This window comes from Pyrococcus yayanosii CH1, from assembly GCF_000215995.1.
Lineage (GTDB): Archaea > Methanobacteriota_B > Thermococci > Thermococcales > Thermococcaceae > Pyrococcus > Pyrococcus yayanosii.
Genome location: NC_015680.1, coordinates 263,790 through 279,811 on the forward strand (window position 1 = coordinate 263,790; position 16,022 = coordinate 279,811).

The following is a 16,022-nucleotide window of genomic DNA, read 5'->3' on the forward strand; positions in this document are numbered from 1 at the left end:
CCTAAAAAGTTAAGGAAGAAAGGGCCTCACTCGGCCTTCTGGATGGACATGACCATACCGGCGGCGACGGTCATGCCCATGTCACGGATGGCGAACCTACCGAGCTGCGGTATCTCCTTGACGGGCTCGAGGACGATGGGCTTCATGGGCCTAAGGATGACGATGGCGGAGTCACCGGTCTTGATGAACTGCGGGTTCTCCTCAACGATGTTTCCAGTCCTCGGGTCGAGCTTAGCCAGGAGTTGCTCGAACCTGACGGGAACCTGGGCGGTGTGGGCGTGGAGGACTGGGCTGTAGCCGACGGTGATAGCTGTTGGGTGGTTGAGGACTATGATCTGGGCCTTGAAGGTGTCCTTGGTCCTGACGACGGATGGAGGCTTGTCGGTGTGGCCAGCAACGTCACCTCTCTTGATGTCGTTCTTGCTGACACCACGGACGTTGAATCCGATGTTGTCACCAGGAAGGGCCTCCTGGAGGGGCTCGTGGTGCATCTCAATGCTCTTGACTTCACCCTGGATCGGCTTGTGGAAGATGGTGCTGGCCGGCTCGAAGATAACTACATCACCGACCTTCAGCTTACCGGTCTCGACCCTACCAACGGGAACGGTACCGACGCCCTTGATGGAGTAGACGTCCTGGATTGGTATCCTGAGAGGCTTGTCGACCGGCTTTGGCGGCTCTGGTATCTGGTCGAGGGCCTCGATGAGGATTGGGCCATTGTACCAGGGCATCTTGTCGCTCCTCTTGACGACGTTGTCACCGTTCCAAGCGCTTATCGGAATGATCGGGAAGTCCTTGTAGCCGAGCATCTTAAGGAGCTTCTCGACCTGGGCCTTGACCTTCTCGTAGACCTTCTGGTCGTAGTTGACCATGTCCATCTTGTTGATGGCGACGATGATGTGGTTGATACCGAGGGTTCTCGCAAGGAAGGCGTGCTCCTTGGTCTGGGGCATGACACCGTCGGTGGCAGCAACTACGAGAACTGCCGCGTCAGCCTGGCTGGCACCGGTGATCATGTTCTTAACGAAGTCTCTATGTCCGGGAGCGTCGATGATGGTGATGTACCTGTGCGGGGTCTCGAACTTGGTGTGGGCGACGTCGATGGTGATACCCCTCTCCCTCTCCTCCTTGAGCCTGTCCATGACCCAGGCGAACTTGAAGGACTTACCCTTCTCACCCATCTCCTCGAACTTCTTGATGATGGTCTCTGGTATGTTGCCGGTGTCGTAGAGCAGCCTTCCGATGGTGGTGCTCTTTCCGTGGTCGACGTGGCCAATAAAGACTATGTTAACGTGCGGCTTCTCCTTCGGCATCTTTAATCACCCCCAAACTTCTGCCTAACCCTACTTTTGAGCGGGCTTTTTAAAGGTTTCGCACCTCGGCCCCCTCGGCGGGAAACCCGCCGTAACGAGAGGGCCTCATTAGCCTCGGGGAAAGTTCAGGTGTGGGTTTAAAAAATTAACTGAAGCTCGGCGGTGACCACTTTCATCATAATTCAGTCAAGACCGATTTCCTCATCGCGAGGACCGCTTTGGAGTTGGGGATTAGGATTATAAAGATAAGGTCGGGAAAGTTGGGGGTGATGTTATGAGGTTTGTCCCCCTCATAGTCGCCCGACCTGAGGTCCAGATGGCGATAGATGAGGCGATATTTAGGGCTAGAATTGAGGGGAAGGTGCCCGACACGGTGAGGCTCTACGTTTTTAAGCCGAGCTCCGTGACAATTGGCCGGTTCCAGAGTATTAGGCATGATGTTGACATCGAGAGGGCCCGGGATCTGGGAATCCCGGTGGTCAGAAGAATAACTGGCGGTGGAAGCGTCTTTCACGACGAATATGGCGAGATAACGTATTCTGTCATCATCGGAGAGGACTATCACCCGTCCTTGAGAAACGTTCAAGAGAGTTACAGGTATTTGGCAGGCCCCCTAATCGATGCACTCAAGGAGCTAGGCCTAAACGCTGAGTTTTCGGGTCTTAACGATGTAGTAGTTAGGGGTAAGAAGATAAGTGGCTCGGCTCAAACGAGGGCCAAGGGAGTTATCCTTCAGCACGGCACCTTCATGTACGCGACGAGGCTTGATGTTCTCGCATCGGTTCTAAAAGTATCGAGGGAGAAGCTGAAGGACAAGGGTGTCTCCAGCATATACGAGAGGGTGACAACCCTTGAAAGGGAAGGGGTGAGGTTATCGAGAAGCGAGGCCTACGAGTTGCTAAAGGAAAGCTTCTTCAGGGCGTTCCCCCTTGAAGAGGCTCCCCTGACGGACTACGAGCTCGAACTCGCCGAAAGGCTCGTGGAGGAGAGATATGGGAACCCGAATTGGAACCTCTCTAAGTAGTAACACCTTTGATGTCTACGTGAACAAATGCAACTTCAACCTCGGGCAGCCTCTCAATTTTCTTTTTAACCTCTTCGCTTATGTCGTGGGCTTCCTTGAGGGTCATCATGGGCGGAACCTCTATGTGGAGCTCGACATGAAGTCTGCTTCCCACGTAGTGGGCTCTCAAATCGTGGACGCCGAGAACGTTGGGAACGCTGAGTGCTGCCTCCTCAATCTTCTTGCACACTTCTAAGGGAGGAGCCTTTCCGGTCAGGTAGTGGACGTTTTCAAGGATGATCTCGATGGCGACCTTGGCTATGAAAAGACTAACTATTACACCTGCAACTCCGTCACCCCATGCCATACCACCCTTTTCGAGGATAAGGCCAATGAGAACTGCCACGGTGCTCAGGACGTCGCTCCTGTGGTGGTAGGCATCGGCTATGAGGATGCTGTTGTTGAGCCTTTTGCCAACGGCCAGAGTGTACTGGGTCATGGCCTCCTTGAGGAGTATTGATATCAGGGCCACTCCTATCATCACGGGCGTAACCTCTATGGGGACGCCTCTTATAATCCTTTCAAGAGAGTCTCTGCCTATCTCGTAGGCCGCGAGGAGGAGCAGTTCTCCCATAAAGAAAGCGAAGAGTGGTTCAAACCTAGAATGGCCAAAGGGATGGGTGCTGTCGGGGGGCTTCTTCGATATCCTTATGCCGACGAACCCTATAACGCTGGTAACAAGATCGCTGAGGGAGTGGATTCCATCGGATATGAGGGCTATGCTCGAGCTTATAATGCCAACGGCTATTTTCAGGGCCGCGAGCAGGAGGTTACCAACTATGCTCACGGCAATTGGCTTGTAGGCTTCCTCCATCCTATCACCCCGGTCAGTCCGTCACTCCCTCATCACACCTCAGTTAAGGCTGAACTCATCATCCCGTTCTTCCTGCCCCGTACCCATTAAAAGGTTTTGGCTCAGAGATCACCTCTGTCCTCATCAATCGGGTCGCCCATCATTCATCATCGCCCAATATCATTTCGAGCTCGCCATCGATCGATGTGCATGCCGAATGCCATAATCTCAACGCCCGCTTCGGAGGCATCCTTTAAAAGTCTCGCCATCTCAGGGTCGGCGGAGGAGTTGGGCTTGAAAGCTCTAACGTTGGGCAGGGCCGCGATGAAGACTATGGCGGCGTTCTTTCCAGCTCTCTTGAGAGCTATCAACTCCTTTACGTGCTTCCTCCCTCTCGCGGAAGGGCGGTCCGGGTAAGAGGCGTAGCCGTCAAGCCTCAACACGGCACTCACCTCTCTCCTTACCAGGGAGCGTCCCCTAAAGACGAGGCCCAGCTCGAGGGCCTTCTCGAAGGCCCTTGCCTGTGTTCTCGTGTCCACTATTGCGTATCCTCCTTCATCTGCTAAAGGCTACCAAAACGAAGTCAGTCTTACCTCCCTTCTTTGGAATGCAGAGGGCTTTCCTTCCCGGAATGAGGAGCCCTTCCAACCTGCCGGCGTTGGCCAGAGGGGCCTCCTTCAAACTCTACAAGGGCCACGAAGCGGTTCACCCTTTCGAGGAAGCGGCACTCAACAAGGGGAAGTTCAAGGAGCTTCATGCTTGTGCCTTCAAGCGAGAGTTAATAAATCTCCCGCCCAACATCCTCCATGCGCCTGCGGATACCAGCGGAGCTCTTAGAGGAAATTGTCAGTGCGGCCTCAGAGAGTAATGTCGAGGTCTGCGGCTTCCTATTCGGCGAAAGGAGAGGTGATGAGTGGGTCGTTAGGAAGGTTACGTTCGTCAAAAACAGGCTGAACTCTCCCACGGCCTTCGAGATGGAACCTGAGGATATGGTGAAGGCGCTGGATGATGCTGAAAAAGAAAACCTTGAAGTCGTTGGAATCTTTCATTCCCACGTTAGCTGTCCGCCGAGACCAAGCTCAAAAGACGTCAAAGGTATGACACTCTGGCCGGTGCCTTGGCTCATCGTCACAGGCCATAAAGTGGCTGCCTTTATGTTGGAGAAAGGAAAGCCAAAGGAAATAGAATTGAAGATAATCAGCAGATGTCAGTCCAGCCGAACTCTTCCCTGACGATCTTGATGAGCTCCTTGAGCTCATCCTTCTTAATGTTGACGGTACTGGTAGCCCCAACGAGCGCGATTATCCCGTGAATTTCCTCCTGGATCTGAATGACGTCATCGGCAACCTTGGTAACCTTAAGTTCTCTCCTGGCAACTTCATCTTCGCTTATCTTGAACCTGTCCTCCCCTATCTTGTAGTGACGGATCTCTGTCATGGCATTCACCATGTAAAATTTAGCTACCTCTGCTAATAAACTTTTCCAGGTGGCTGTTAAAGAGCCCCCAACCGTAACTTTTATAAACTCCTCTCCCACCCATTCTGTTGGGCGAGCCGCCGTAGCTTAGCTGGTGGAGCGCCGGACTGTTAATCCGGCGGTCCCCGGTTCGAATCCGGGCGGCGGCGCCAGAGGGGGCCCGTAGCTCAGCCTGGTCAGAGCGCGCGGCTCATAACCGCGTGGTCCGGGGTTCAAATCCCCGCGGGCCCACCATCATCCCCTACCCCTAGCTATTCTTGCACCCATGAGAATCAGGGCAAGCCCCACAATTGTGGATGCTCTAAGCGGCTCCCTGACGATTGTGGTTATGAAGAAAAGGGAGAGAACGGGCGTCAGGTAAACAAGGCCCGCGACCTTTGAGGCTTCCTCCTTCTCAAGGGCTCTTAACCAAAGGAGGAATGTAACACCCATCTCGAAGAGGCCCACGTACACGGATCCAATGATCCCCAGGGCGTCAAGGACTAGCTTACCTCTCCACGCGACGTATGTGAGGATGTAAAGGGAGCCGAAAAGGAAGTTCCAGAACATCTTAACTTCTGCCTTTCTCCCGTCTCTCAGGTTCAAAACCCAGTATGAGGCCCAGATAAGGGCGCTGGAAAGGGCCAGCAGATCTCCGAGGATGTTTGATAAGCTTAAAGAACCTATGCTACCTTTTGAAGATACAATCAGTGCTCCAAGGAACCCCATGAAGACGCCGAAAATTCCCCTTACTCTCAGAGGCTGGCTCAGAAAAAGCCACGCGAAGACCGTCAGAATGAGGGGCCAGGTGTAGTTCAAGGCCTGAGCTTCTTGGGCCGGAAGTATGGAGTATGCGTTGAATAAGACTAGGTAGTACAGGAAAGGGTTCAGGAAGCCGAGGATGGCGGACTGGAGATTTTTCCTAAGGGAGTTCCAGCCTTTTGGCTTTTTCACAAGCACCGCGAACGTGAAAACTGTCAAGGAAGTTAGGGAAGCGTAGAGAAGCATGCTGGCCGGGCTCATTCTTGAAAGGGTGAGCTTGAACGCGGAGGCGACAGTAGACCAGAGGAGAATCGCGAGTAGGGCATTGTGGTTCATGGGGGAGAATAGGGAGAGGAGCTTTTAACGGTTTCTTCCGGGAAGCAACAACTCCCGAGAAGTGAGGCTTTCATGCTAAACAAATGGCAAGTGCACGTTAAGAGGAAAGAAGGGAGACTACTTCTTGCCTCTCTGGAGCCTTGCTTCCTGGTAAGCTTTAGTCCACTTGAGCTTCCTCGGGTTCCTGCCCATGAAGAAGTACCTCTCACACTTCCTTGAGCAGAAGAAGAACACCCTGCCGTCGTTCCTCACGAACATCTTGCCTGTTCCGGGCTCAAAGGGCTTGCCGCAGTAGGAGCAGATGTTCCACCTGGCCAACTCCTTCACCTCCTGCTCTTAATCTCCCTGGCTTCCCTCTCCGTTTCCCTGAGTATGAGTATGTCGCCGACGCGGACGGGACCCCTGACGTTCCTCCTTATGACCCTTCCTTTATCCCTTCCCTCGAGTATCCTAACCTTGACCTGCGTAACATCTCCCGTGGTTCCAGTTCTCCCTATTATCTCGATAACCTCTGCTGGGTACCCCTCATCCTCAGCCATACCTCACACCCCGCGGTGAGCGTAAAGGGAAAGGGAGGGAGCTCACTTCATGAGCTCCCTAACCTTCATGGCGATTTCCTCAACGAGCTCCTTAGCCTTGCCGGGCTCGATTATAGCCACGCTCGCGGCCGCGACCTCGATACCGGCCGCGGCACCGAGCTCCTTCTTGCTCGGAACGTAGATGTAGGGTATCTCCTTCTCCTCACAGAGCGGCGGGAGGTGGGCGACTATCTCCTCAGGGTCAACGTCTTCAGCTATTATAACGAGCTTGGCCTGGCCCCTCTCGACGGCCTTGGTGGTCTCGTTGGTACCCTTCCTTATCCTTCCGGTGTCCCTGGCAATCTCGACAGCCTCGAGGGCCTTCTCGGCGAGCTCCTTGGGAACCTCAAACTTCACATAGCTCGGCTTCGCCATCTTCTATCCCTCCTTACGTCATCGTTCATCTGTCGAGCTTGGTTGAGGATGTGAATTTAAAAGGCTTGTGGTCCTGGAAACGTTTTTAAAGTTGAAGGCACTCAGGCGATGGGGGCTAACTTGAGGAATCTAGTTAAATACTTTCCTGCAACGGCAGGGTTGCTCACTATAATAGCCCTAGTTTTTATCTACGAGCTGATCGTGGGATTTGACACTGCGATAGTCCAGCTCGCCCAGATAAACCTCCTCGTTTTTTACGCTGGCCAGTGGTGGAGATTAGTAACGGCAATATTCGTGCACATGGGCTTCATACACTTTGCCTTGAACACGTTCTGGCTCTTCTACTTAGGAATGGATCTCGAGGGGATCGTTGGGAGTAAAAGGTTTCTGCTCGTTTTCTTTCTATCCGCGATAGTTGGCAATGTACTAAGCCTGTTTACCCTGCCTTTAGATGTGGCCTCAGGAGGGGCGAGCGGGGGTTTGTTTGGAATAGTTGGGGCTTCTCTCGCCATAGAGGGGGTTTTGAAGAGGAACATGCAGAAGGCCTTAATGAACGCAATAATCCTGTTTTTGATTAATAGCATATTCCCGGGAGTGAACATAGTTGCACACTTCGGTGGGTTGGCCGCGGGTTTGGCGTTGGGTTATATATACGGCAGATGGTTGAGGAGAAAGCTGATGGACATGAGCTACTGGTTTGAGTAGCTAGGTCCCGAATTTGATACCAACCTTTGGGCAGAGGTTCCTTACGGGACACTCATTGCATTTCGGCTTAATCGGCCTGCACACCTTCTTCCCGTGATCCACCATGGCGTGGTTGACGTACAGCCACTCCTCCTTTGGTATAAGGACCTTCAGATATTCCTCGACCTTTTCGGGTGAGGCCTCTAGAGGAGCGAGACCGAGGCGCTTGCTTACCCGGTTTACGTGGGTATCGACGGGTATGGCCGGCTTTCCAAAGCCGTAGGCTAGGACTATATTGGCGCACTTTCTCCCGATTCCAGGCAATTTCATGAGCTCTTCGAGTGTGTCAGGGACGCGGCCATCGTACCTCTCAAGTATGATCCGAGACACCTCAACTATCCACCTTCCCTTGCTCCTCCAGAGTCCAACCTTGAGGCTCCTAAGGAATTCTTGCATCTTCTCCACGCTCGCATTGGCTATGTCATTTATGGTAGGGTACTTCCTAAACAGCTCTTCAGCTACCCTGTCGGTAACTTCATCCCTGTTTCTCTGAGAGATTATGCACTTGATCAGTGTCCTGTAAGGTTCTCCCGAAACGTGCCTCTCCCTTGGGTATACTTCCTTGAGGATTCTAACTATTTCCTCGGCTCGCCTCTTCTTTTCGGCCCAGCTTTCCTCGAAGGCGAAGCCCTCAGGGCTTAATGAGCCTGACCCTCTTTTCCCCATGCACTATCACCACCACGTCACCCGAAACGCTCACTTCGTTGAGCTCCTCAAACTCATCACTATAAATCTTTTGCCCATTTTGGTTTAAAATTAGAACCTTCTTGGGAAACACTATGACAAAGCCTTTTTCGAACGGAATCACACCCTTGACGGGTTCGTCGAACTCAATGTCAAGGATGAAGGTATCTCCCCCGGTAATCTCTACTCTCGTTCTATCGTTTACGATAAGAGGCTCTGGCTCCGCATAGAGAACTTGGAATCGTAGGGGCTTTCCGAGGAGGTCGACTTCGATTTCTTGCCCGGTCTTGACTACTCTTCCCTTTAGCTTTGCCCTAAGGATGTCCTCGAAGCCGACCGGAAGCTCTACATCGAAAAGGGGCTTCAGGACGAGCCTCATTTAGAACACCCTCGCGTACCCCCACTTCTTGACGCTCGTCAGTATCGATGTCTCCGTGCTCTTGACGCCATCTATTTTTCCGAGCTTCTCAATTAGGAACTCTTCGAGCTCTCTCAGACTTCTGACGGTGACCTGCATGAATATGTCATGGGCCCCGGTAGCTATCCCAAGGACATCTACCTCCGGTAGCTTTGCCAGTTCCTCGGCTACCTTTTTGACTTTGCTGGGCTCGGTGTCAACGGCTATCACCGCTACAACCTCGTAACCTGCCTTGAAGGGGTTTATCAAAGCCGCGAACTTTCTAATGACACCTCTCTCGACGAGCTTCCTCACGCGGAGGCGGACGGTCGACTCGGGCACCCCCAGCTTCCTCGCTATCTCGGCATAGCTCACCCTCCCGTCCTCTTGAAGGATTTGGAGTATCCCTCTGTCTAGCTCATCGAGCATTTTGGCCATCACCAATTTCCTTTTTCGGCAGATTACTTATTAAGTCTTTTGCTAATTCATCAGAATTTAAGCGAAAAAGTTATCGGTTCCAAGAGCAATGATCTTAGGGGTGAGGGCTGTGGATCCTGAAGAGGTTGTGGCTGGGTATGAGAGGGTCATAGCCCCGGCCAACAGGACGACGTACTTTCCCCTCGTTCCTGTAAGAGCTGAGAACGCGAGAATCTGGGATGTAAAGGGAAGGGAATACATAGACTTCCTTAGCGACGCCGCCGTCCAGAACGTCGGCCACAATAACCCTCGCATCGTCATGGCAATCAAGGAGCAAGCCGAGAGGCTCCTTCACGCGAGCTTTATCTATGCCTTCCCCATAGAGCCCCTCCTTCTCGCCGAGAAGCTCGTTCAGCTCGTTCCAATCAGGAATGCCAAGGTCTCCTTCGGGCTGAGCGGAGCCGACGCCAACGACGGCGCCATAAAGTTCGCCCGTGCTTATACGGGCCGTTTGACAATCCTTAGCTACATGAGAAGCTTCTACGGTTCCACGTATGGGGCCATGAGCATAACGGGTCTCGATTTCCACGTGAGGGCCCTCGTCGGGGAGCTAAGCGGGGTCCACTATATACCCTTCCCCAACTGTTATCGTTGCCCCTTCGGAAAGGAGTCCGGGAAGTGCAGGTTTGAGTGTGTGGAGTACCTCAAGGAAAAGTTCGAGGGAGAGGTGTACGCCGAGGGCGTGGCCGCGCTCTTCGCGGAGGCCATCCAGGGCGACGCTGGAATGGTTGTGCCGCCCGAGAATTACTTTAAGAGGATTGAGCGGATTCTGGATGAGCACGGCATACTTCTCGTGGTGGATGAAATCCAAAGTGGCCTCGGAAGGACAGGAAAATGGTTTGCCATAGAACACTTCGGGGTCGAGCCTGACATAATAACCGTGGCCAAGCCTCTCGGCGGTGGCCTTCCCATAAGTGCCACTATTGGAAGGGCCGAGATAATGGATGCCCTACCACCCCTCAGCCACGCCTTCACCCTGTCGGGCAACCCGACGGCCGCGAGGGCGGCTCTCGCCGTGATAGAGGAGATTGAGGAAAAAGACCTAGTGAAGCGGGCTGAGAGGCTGGGAGAGAAAGCTAAAAGGCGGCTTGAACGTATGAAGGCAAGGCACGAGCTGATAGGGGACGTTCGTGGTCTGGGCCTCATGCTGGGAGTGGAGCTCGTGAAAGATAGAGAGACCAAGGAGAGGGCTCTCGATGAAACGAAGAAGGTCGTCTGGAGGGCATTCGAGCTGGGTCTAATCGTTGCCTTTCTCCAGGGAAACGTCCTGAGGATACAGCCTCCCCTAACTATAGAGGAGGAGCTTCTGGAAGAGGGTCTTGAAAGGCTGGAGGAGGCGATAGAAGACGTTGAGGCCGGAAAGGTTCCGGATGATGTGGTGAAAAAAGTCAGAGGATGGTAATCCCCTGCGTCTGAGGGAGGGCAGGCCTGGAAGAGCCGAAAGAGCGGGCCTGTGCACTCCTTTCTTTTTCTTGGGGGGCCATACTTGGAGTCGGGCACGTTTTGTGCACAAGGTTTTTAAACGATATATCGAACGATATGTCGGTGGTTATATGGAGAGGCCAAGACTAAGGGGCTACCTCAAGTTGCTGATCCTGCACATGCTAAGGGAAAACCCAATGCACGGCTACGCGATAATGAGTGAGTTGGAGAAAAGGTATGGAATCCCAGGGCCGAGCGCTGGGGCAGTTTATCCGGTCTTGTCTGAGCTTAAAAGACTAGGCCTCATCGAAGTTACAGGGCAGGGAAAGAGGGAGAAGAAAGTTTACAGTATAACCCAGGAAGGCTTTGAGTTTCTTGAGGAAAATAAGGGGAAGTTAGAGGAAATTCTAAGGAAGGTTGAGGCTTACAAGGAATTTTCGAAGCTGGGCGGGAGGGAGTTAGCGAAAACCATGAAGGAACTCCTTGAGAAGCTTCCTGAGATGAGCGAGGAAGAGAAGGAGAAGATTAGAGAGGAAATCCTGGAGTTCACGAGGAAGATCAGGCTCATCCTTTTGGGAGGTGATTGAATGTACGCGATTGAAGTTGAGAACCTCGTCAAGAAGTACGGCGACTTCGAAGCCGTGAGGGGAATTTCCTTCAAAATCAAGCGCGGGGAGATATTCGCCTTTTTAGGACCGAACGGTGCCGGAAAGACAACAACCGTCCACGTCCTCACTACCCTTCTGAGGCCGACTTCAGGCAGGGCGATAGTCGCTGGTCATGATGTCGTTGAGGAGCCTATGGAAGTGAGGAGGAAGATAGGCATAGTTTTTCAGGACCCGAGCGTTGACAGGGAGCTCACGGCGTGGGAAAACATGTACATACACGGAAGGATTTACGGTCTCGGTGGAAGGGAGCTCAGGGAGAGAATCGAGAGGCTTCTGAAGTTCGTCGAGCTATGGGAATTCAGGGACAGACCTGTAAAGTTCTTCTCGGGAGGGATGCAGAGAAGACTTGAAATAGCAAGGGCACTCCTCCATGAGCCGGAAGTTCTCTTCCTCGACGAGCCGACCATAGGCCTAGATCCCCAGACGAGGGCAAAGATATGGGAGTACATCAGAACCATGAAGGAGGAGCATGACATGACGATTTTCCTTACCACGCACTACATGGATGAAGCAGAGCAGCTGGCCGATAGGATAGCTATAATGGACCATGGCAAAATCATAGCCGAGGGGGCCGCCGAGGAACTGAAGAAGCTCGTGGGCAACGACATAATATATCTAAGGCTTGAAAGCCCAGAGGAGGAGCTGAAGCGCCTAAAGGCGGAGTTCATAAGAGGTTGCAAGCTCCTGCCCGACGGCAGGGTGAGACTCGACGTCGAGAACGCGGCTGAGGCCCTGCCGAAGCTCTTCGAGCTCGCCCAGCGGAGCGGGGTCAAGATACTCGAGGTCACCTACCACAGACCCACCCTAAACGACGTCTTCCTGCACTTAACTGGAAGGGAAATCCGCGACGAAGGCAGCGATGGTAACGTGGCGAGGATGATAATGCGCGCGAGGATGAGGAGGTGAGAGCGGTGAGGGTGCTTACAACGATGATATATAGGGAGCTGAAGCGCTTCCTCCATTCGAGGGCGAGGGTAGTAGGTTCCCTTCTCAACCCACTCATCTGGCTGATATTCTTCGGAAAGGGCTGGGCAGGGGCATTCAAATTCCCTGGGGCAAATATGCTCTTCGGTGGCGTTGACTACATGACGTTCATGGTGCCCGGTATAGTGGCGATGACCGTCTTCAACATGGGCTTCATGCAGGGGATAACACTCATCTGGGACAGGCAGTTCGGCTTCCTCAAGGAGCTTTTAGTTGCCCCTGCCTCGAGGGTAGAGGCTATAATAGGGAGGAGCGTTGGCGGGGCCCTGATGGCGATAATTCAGGGCACGATAATCCTAGCCCTGAGCTTCCTCATCGTCGACGGACTCAAGCTCTCTGGGGTGTTCCCAACGTTGGCTCTAGCATTCCTTGTCGGTGTGGCCGTTTCGGGCCTTGGCATGGCGATAGGAATGAGAATGACCACCATGGAGGGCTTCCAGATAATTATCACCATGCTGATGCTCCCGATGACCTTCCTCAGCGGGGCCTTCTATCCGGTAAGTACCATGCCCGACTGGATGCAGTTCTTGGCTAAGCTCAACCCGCTCACCTACGCCGTTGACGGTGCCCGTTATTACTTAGCTGGGATTGAGCCGACCTTCGGTATAGCAACCGACTGGGCGGTCTTGAGTACGCTTGCGGTGGTCTTCGTGGGAATAGCGGCCCTCGAGTTCAGGAAGGCAACGATAGACTGAGAGTTTTTTTAATTTTTGTTTTGTGGGGAATAATGGGAAGTTGAAGGCGGCCGGTATCGTTAGATGGCCCTCCAGAACGGGTCCTCCTTTGCTTTTACCTCAGCCGTCATCTTTAGCGCCTTTATGTCCGTATCTTCAAGCTCGGACCTTAGCTGTTTTAGGAGGATTATCGCGTCGTCCCTGCCTATGTCCACGTATAAGATTTCGCCTGGATGTATGTGCCTGCCCACTATGGCCCCTTCGATGGCTATCGCGACGGCCTGACCCTTCCTAGCCTCCTGCAGGAACTCGTCTCTGCTCTTTATCGACTTTATAACGCCGACCTTCTGTCCGTTCTGCTTGATGAGCGTGACTCCGGGCTTTATCCTGCCCTCCAGCACCTCTATGCCCACTATGGCCGGATTACTCCTTCTGAAGACGTAGCGCTCGTCAGGGTATAGCCTGATGACGCCGGGGAACGTCACCCTGCTCAGCAATTCACGCTTCTTTTTCTCTTCCTCTGCCTTCATCCACGCCTCGTAATCCTCGATGAGCTTGTAGATGACGTTGCCAACGAATATTGGCACGCCTTTAGCCTTTGCAACTTCTTCCGCATCCTCATTGACCTTGACGTTGAAGCCGAGGACAACGCCGTACTTCTCTTCCTCTTCCTTAACGCTCAAGGCCTCCATGACGTCGGTCTTGCTGATGTTCCCAACGTCGGCCTTCCTTATCGGGATGTTCTTCTCTTGTAGCTCCTTGCTGAGGGCCTCCAAACTGCCGAGGGTGTCGGCCTTAACTATCACGCCAACCTTTCCCGTGCTGATGACCACGCTCTGAATCTGGCTGAGTATCTCCTGTTTGGCCCTCTCAATCTCCTCCTCAGTGCGAGCCGCTATTACCGGCGAGCCTGCAAGGGCCTCCTCGAGGTCGGGCGCCGCTATCTTGACACCTGCGGCGGCTGTGACTTCCTCCACTTGGTCGAAGCGGAAGCGTGGGTCTCTAATCTCGTCGAGGGGTTTCGGCTTGAGCAGGGCACGGATTTTTGTCACTATCGCCTTGTCTTTACCACCGACGACTATGATGTCGTCCTTTCTGAGCGTTCCGTCGTAGATTATGACGTCTATCGTTGTCCCGAGGCCTGGCTCCTCCCTGACCTCCAGTATCGTGCCTCTACCTGGCCCCTCAACCTCAATCCTGAGCTTCTCCTCCAGGTACTTCTGGCTGAGGCCCGCGATGAGGACTAGGAGTTCAGGTATGCCTATGCCGTACTTGGCCGAGATGGGAACTATGGCCAGCTCGCGGGTGAAGTTCTGGACGCGGTCGAAGCGGTTGGCCTGGAAGCCCATCTCGTAGAACTTTCCTATCAGCTCCCAGAGCTTAGTCTCCAGCTCTTGGACGACCCTCTGATCCTGCTTCTTGATGTTCACGAGGAAGGGCTCGTCCTCCTCGATGACCCAGCCCCTTATACGGTCAATCTTGTTTGCCGCAACGACAAAGGGAGTCTTGTACCTCCTAAGTATTTCTATGCTCTCTATTGTCTGGGGTTGGAAGCCCTCGTTTATATCCACGACGAGGACGGCAAGATCGGCGAGGCTACCGCCTCTGGCGCGCAGGCTCGTGAAGGCCTCGTGGCCGGGTGTGTCTATGAACAGAAGGCCGGGAAGCTTTATCTCAGCCTTCCAAAGCTTGATGAGCGGGCCGGCGATTTTCTTCACAACCTCAATCGGAACCTCGGTCGCGCCTATGTGCTGAGTTATCCCGCCGGCTTCCTTCGCCGCTACGTTGGTTTTGCGGATGCGGTCAAGCAGGGTTGTATTGTGGACAAGCACGCCGTTGGCTATGAAGTTGTGGGTCTCAGTGGTGAGGTCGTAGACGTAGCCGTCGTAGTCGAGCTCCTCAACGGCCTCAACGGGAATGAAGACGAGGCTTTCAGCGATGTTCCTCACGTACTCAACGTCACGACTGTCGAACTCCCTGTTGCGCCACACCTCCAGCAGTTCCCTGCCTAGCTCGGTCAGGTGGCCATCTTTGATTAGACCATCGCGCTCAAGGGCCTTCAGGTAATTGACGTCTTTAGCTCTGCCCTCGAGGACGGCTATCTTCTTTGCCAGCGTTGGAGAGCCTCTCTCAATCGCATCGAGAATCTGCATCAGGGTCTCATAACTGGGCGCCTCGCTCTCCTCATATTTGCTGTAGAATGGAACCTCGGAGTCCAGTTCGGCTCTCGTGAATCCGAAGAGAAGCCTGAGCCTCTTGAGCTCCTCGAAGATTGGGTAGGCCTCGCTCCCCCTGCTTTTATCAATAGCCCTCTTGAGCATCTCGGCCTTCTCCCTCACCGTAAAACCTATGTGCCTCCTGAAGGCGTCGAGGTTCCGCCTTCCTGAGATCACCAGCGTGGTGTAGCCGGAGCGGTATATCTTAGACACTATGCCGAAGCGAAGTAGAACGAGCGAGAGCCCTTCAATGAACTCTCTGGACGCGCCCGTGACCTCTACCCTATCGTCTTCGAGGCTTCCATGGACATCAAAGTAGCCCCTAAGGAATTCCGCAACGTAATCCTTCGGTGCCAAGAATAACACGTCGGGAATCCCATCGGAATAGTCAAAGAGAACCCTGAGGAGCTTGAGCTCCACGCCTAGCTTTTCAATACTCTCCAGCCTTTCGAAGACCTCGGCATAATCGTTGGTTACCTTCTGGCTACCGTCGCCGAACATGACTCCGGCAAAGTAGAAGAAAGCCCTCCACTCGTCATCACTCCTCGGAAGTCTTGCATACCTCCCATCCCTCTTTGAAAGCTTCGAGTAAACGAAGGCCATGAAGCGCTCCCTGCTCTCGTTGCCATGGATGTACCTGGGGACGGCAACGTAGTCGCCCGGCTTAAGCTGGTCGGCCCTCTTCCAGCCTCTCGTCGTCAAGAACGGGTGTTCCGGAGTCACGCTTACCGAGTGCCAGTTCTTCAACTTTACCCTCACTATCTTGCCCCTGTGCCTGAGCCTCCAGACGTAGGAGCCTTCTACCATAGCTATTGCCCCATTCCCGTCTACTGCCGTCAGGGGGATTCTGAGCTTCCTAATCTCCTTCTCATCGTCTCTCTCAACGATTTCATCGGCGATCTCGAAGAGCTCCTCAAGAGTTAGGCTTCCGAGCCCGGGAACAACGACACGCTCCTCCGGAAGGAGACACTTGCCGTGATCCACGTGACCGAGCACCGCTATTATGGGCTGCCTTATCCTCTTCATCACAACCACCTTGGGCTTAGCTTGGGGGCACGCTTTTAAAGGGTTCCGATTATCC

General features: G+C 53.6%; 20 protein-coding genes, 2 tRNA genes and 1 other RNA gene. 9 read left to right on the forward strand and 14 right to left on the reverse strand.

The window, feature by feature from the left end; genetic code table 11:
• Window positions 1–26 precede the first annotated feature (26 nt).
• Window positions 27–1,313: a translation elongation factor EF-1 subunit alpha gene (gene tuf / locus PYCH_RS01540; protein ID WP_013905075.1), complete on the reverse strand. Its 1,287-nt coding sequence runs from the start codon at window positions 1,311–1,313 to the stop codon at window positions 27–29.
• Window positions 1,314–1,587: 274 nt separating this feature from the next.
• On the opposite strand from tuf, the gene PYCH_RS01545 reads away from it, so the two are divergent.
• Window positions 1,588–2,337 (forward strand): lipoate--protein ligase family protein, encoded by a 750-nt coding sequence (locus tag PYCH_RS01545; RefSeq protein ID WP_013905076.1) that lies wholly within the window; start codon window positions 1,588–1,590, stop codon window positions 2,335–2,337.
• Here PYCH_RS01545 and PYCH_RS01550 read toward each other — a convergent pair.
• The 4 genes from PYCH_RS01550 to PYCH_RS10300 form a co-directional block, all read right to left on the reverse strand.
• Window positions 2,330–3,190, reverse strand: coding sequence for a cation diffusion facilitator family transporter (locus PYCH_RS01550; RefSeq protein WP_013905077.1), 861 nt, complete (start codon window positions 3,188–3,190; stop codon window positions 2,330–2,332). The two genes, PYCH_RS01545 and PYCH_RS01550, sit on opposite strands and share 8 nt — an antisense overlap.
• Window positions 3,191–3,200: 10 nt before the next feature.
• An RNA gene (locus PYCH_RS09550) (C/D box small nucleolar RNA) lies at window positions 3,201–3,256 on the reverse strand.
• An 80-nt stretch (window positions 3,257–3,336) separates the two neighbouring features.
• Entirely contained in the window at window positions 3,337–3,708 is a 372-nt protein-coding gene (locus PYCH_RS10295; protein ID WP_052296523.1) for a DNA/RNA nuclease SfsA, read from the reverse strand.
• 16 nt (window positions 3,709–3,724) lie between these two features.
• Complete coding sequence (locus PYCH_RS10300) at window positions 3,725–3,850, reverse strand: hypothetical protein (protein WP_308700747.1); 126 nt, start codon at window positions 3,848–3,850, stop codon at window positions 3,725–3,727.
• 125 nt (window positions 3,851–3,975) lie between these two features.
• On the opposite strand from PYCH_RS10300, the gene PYCH_RS10305 reads away from it, so the two are divergent.
• Window positions 3,976–4,401, forward strand: a complete 426-nt coding sequence (locus tag PYCH_RS10305; RefSeq protein WP_013905078.1) for a M67 family metallopeptidase — start codon at window positions 3,976–3,978, stop codon at window positions 4,399–4,401.
• Here the strand turns inward: PYCH_RS10305 and PYCH_RS01565 are convergent.
• Window positions 4,367–4,606: a hypothetical protein gene (locus tag PYCH_RS01565; RefSeq protein ID WP_013905079.1), complete on the reverse strand. Its 240-nt coding sequence runs from the start codon at window positions 4,604–4,606 to the stop codon at window positions 4,367–4,369. The two genes, PYCH_RS10305 and PYCH_RS01565, sit on opposite strands and share 35 nt — an antisense overlap.
• 115 nt (window positions 4,607–4,721) lie before the next feature.
• Between PYCH_RS01565 and PYCH_RS01570 the strand changes: the two genes are divergently transcribed.
• Window positions 4,722–4,797 (forward strand) — tRNA-Asn (locus PYCH_RS01570).
• A 4-nt stretch (window positions 4,798–4,801) separates the two neighbouring features.
• A tRNA-Ile gene (locus tag PYCH_RS01575) sits at window positions 4,802–4,879 on the forward strand.
• On the opposite strand, the gene PYCH_RS01580 is transcribed toward PYCH_RS01575, so the two are convergent.
• From PYCH_RS01580 to rpl7ae, 4 genes are all read right to left on the reverse strand, one after another.
• Window positions 4,880–5,722: a DMT family transporter gene (locus PYCH_RS01580; protein ID WP_048058147.1), complete on the reverse strand. Its 843-nt coding sequence runs from the start codon at window positions 5,720–5,722 to the stop codon at window positions 4,880–4,882.
• Between the two features lie 117 nt (window positions 5,723–5,839).
• The gene (locus tag PYCH_RS01585) at window positions 5,840–6,040 is read right to left on the reverse strand and encodes a 50S ribosomal protein L24e (protein ID WP_013905082.1); all 201 of its coding nucleotides are present in this window, start codon (window positions 6,038–6,040) and stop codon (window positions 5,840–5,842) included.
• A 5-nt stretch (window positions 6,041–6,045) separates the two neighbouring features.
• The gene (locus tag PYCH_RS01590) at window positions 6,046–6,261 is read right to left on the reverse strand and encodes a 30S ribosomal protein S28e (protein WP_010867791.1); all 216 of its coding nucleotides are present in this window, start codon (window positions 6,259–6,261) and stop codon (window positions 6,046–6,048) included.
• Between the two features lie 42 nt (window positions 6,262–6,303).
• The gene (rpl7ae, locus tag PYCH_RS01595; protein WP_013905083.1) at window positions 6,304–6,675 is read right to left on the reverse strand and encodes a 50S ribosomal protein L7Ae; all 372 of its coding nucleotides are present in this window, start codon (window positions 6,673–6,675) and stop codon (window positions 6,304–6,306) included.
• A gap of 108 nt (window positions 6,676–6,783) precedes the next feature.
• Between rpl7ae and PYCH_RS01600 the strand changes: the two genes are divergently transcribed.
• On the forward strand, window positions 6,784–7,380 hold the full coding sequence (locus PYCH_RS01600; RefSeq protein ID WP_013905084.1) for a rhomboid family intramembrane serine protease: 597 nt from the start codon (window positions 6,784–6,786) through the stop codon (window positions 7,378–7,380).
• Here the strand turns inward: PYCH_RS01600 and PYCH_RS01605 are convergent, their stop codons facing one another.
• From PYCH_RS01605 to PYCH_RS01615, 3 genes are read right to left on the reverse strand one after another with little or no spacing between them, the layout of a single operon-like run.
• Window positions 7,381–8,085 (reverse strand): endonuclease III domain-containing protein, encoded by a 705-nt coding sequence (locus PYCH_RS01605; RefSeq protein WP_013905085.1) that lies wholly within the window; start codon window positions 8,083–8,085, stop codon window positions 7,381–7,383. It abuts the gene before it with no gap.
• A complete protein-coding gene (locus PYCH_RS01610; protein ID WP_013905086.1) occupies window positions 8,051–8,482 on the reverse strand; it encodes a DUF6849 domain-containing protein in 432 nt (143 codons plus the stop codon). The genes PYCH_RS01605 and PYCH_RS01610 overlap by 35 nt, the downstream gene beginning before the upstream one ends.
• Complete coding sequence (locus PYCH_RS01615; protein WP_013905087.1) at window positions 8,483–8,929, reverse strand: Lrp/AsnC family transcriptional regulator; 447 nt, start codon at window positions 8,927–8,929, stop codon at window positions 8,483–8,485.
• A gap of 118 nt (window positions 8,930–9,047) precedes the next feature.
• Between PYCH_RS01615 and PYCH_RS01620 the strand changes: the two genes are divergently transcribed.
• The 4 genes from PYCH_RS01620 to PYCH_RS01635 all read left to right on the forward strand — a co-directional run bounded on the left by PYCH_RS01620 (window position 9,048) and on the right by PYCH_RS01635 (window position 12,746).
• A complete protein-coding gene (locus PYCH_RS01620; protein ID WP_013905088.1) occupies window positions 9,048–10,379 on the forward strand; it encodes a leucine/methionine racemase in 1,332 nt (443 codons plus the stop codon).
• A 151-nt stretch (window positions 10,380–10,530) separates the two neighbouring features.
• Window positions 10,531–10,986: a PadR family transcriptional regulator gene (locus PYCH_RS01625; RefSeq protein ID WP_013905089.1), complete on the forward strand. Its 456-nt coding sequence runs from the start codon at window positions 10,531–10,533 to the stop codon at window positions 10,984–10,986.
• Window positions 10,987–11,973, forward strand: coding sequence for an ATP-binding cassette domain-containing protein (locus PYCH_RS01630; protein ID WP_013905090.1), 987 nt, complete (start codon window positions 10,987–10,989; stop codon window positions 11,971–11,973).
• Between the two features lie 5 nt (window positions 11,974–11,978).
• Window positions 11,979–12,746: an ABC transporter permease gene (locus PYCH_RS01635; RefSeq protein WP_013905091.1), complete on the forward strand. Its 768-nt coding sequence runs from the start codon at window positions 11,979–11,981 to the stop codon at window positions 12,744–12,746.
• Between the two features lie 59 nt (window positions 12,747–12,805).
• Here the strand turns inward: PYCH_RS01635 and infB are convergent, their stop codons facing one another.
• Complete coding sequence (infB, locus tag PYCH_RS09560; protein ID WP_013905092.1) at window positions 12,806–15,967, reverse strand: intein-containing translation initiation factor aIF-2; 3,162 nt, start codon at window positions 15,965–15,967, stop codon at window positions 12,806–12,808.
• Window positions 15,968–16,022: the final 55 nt, after the last annotated feature.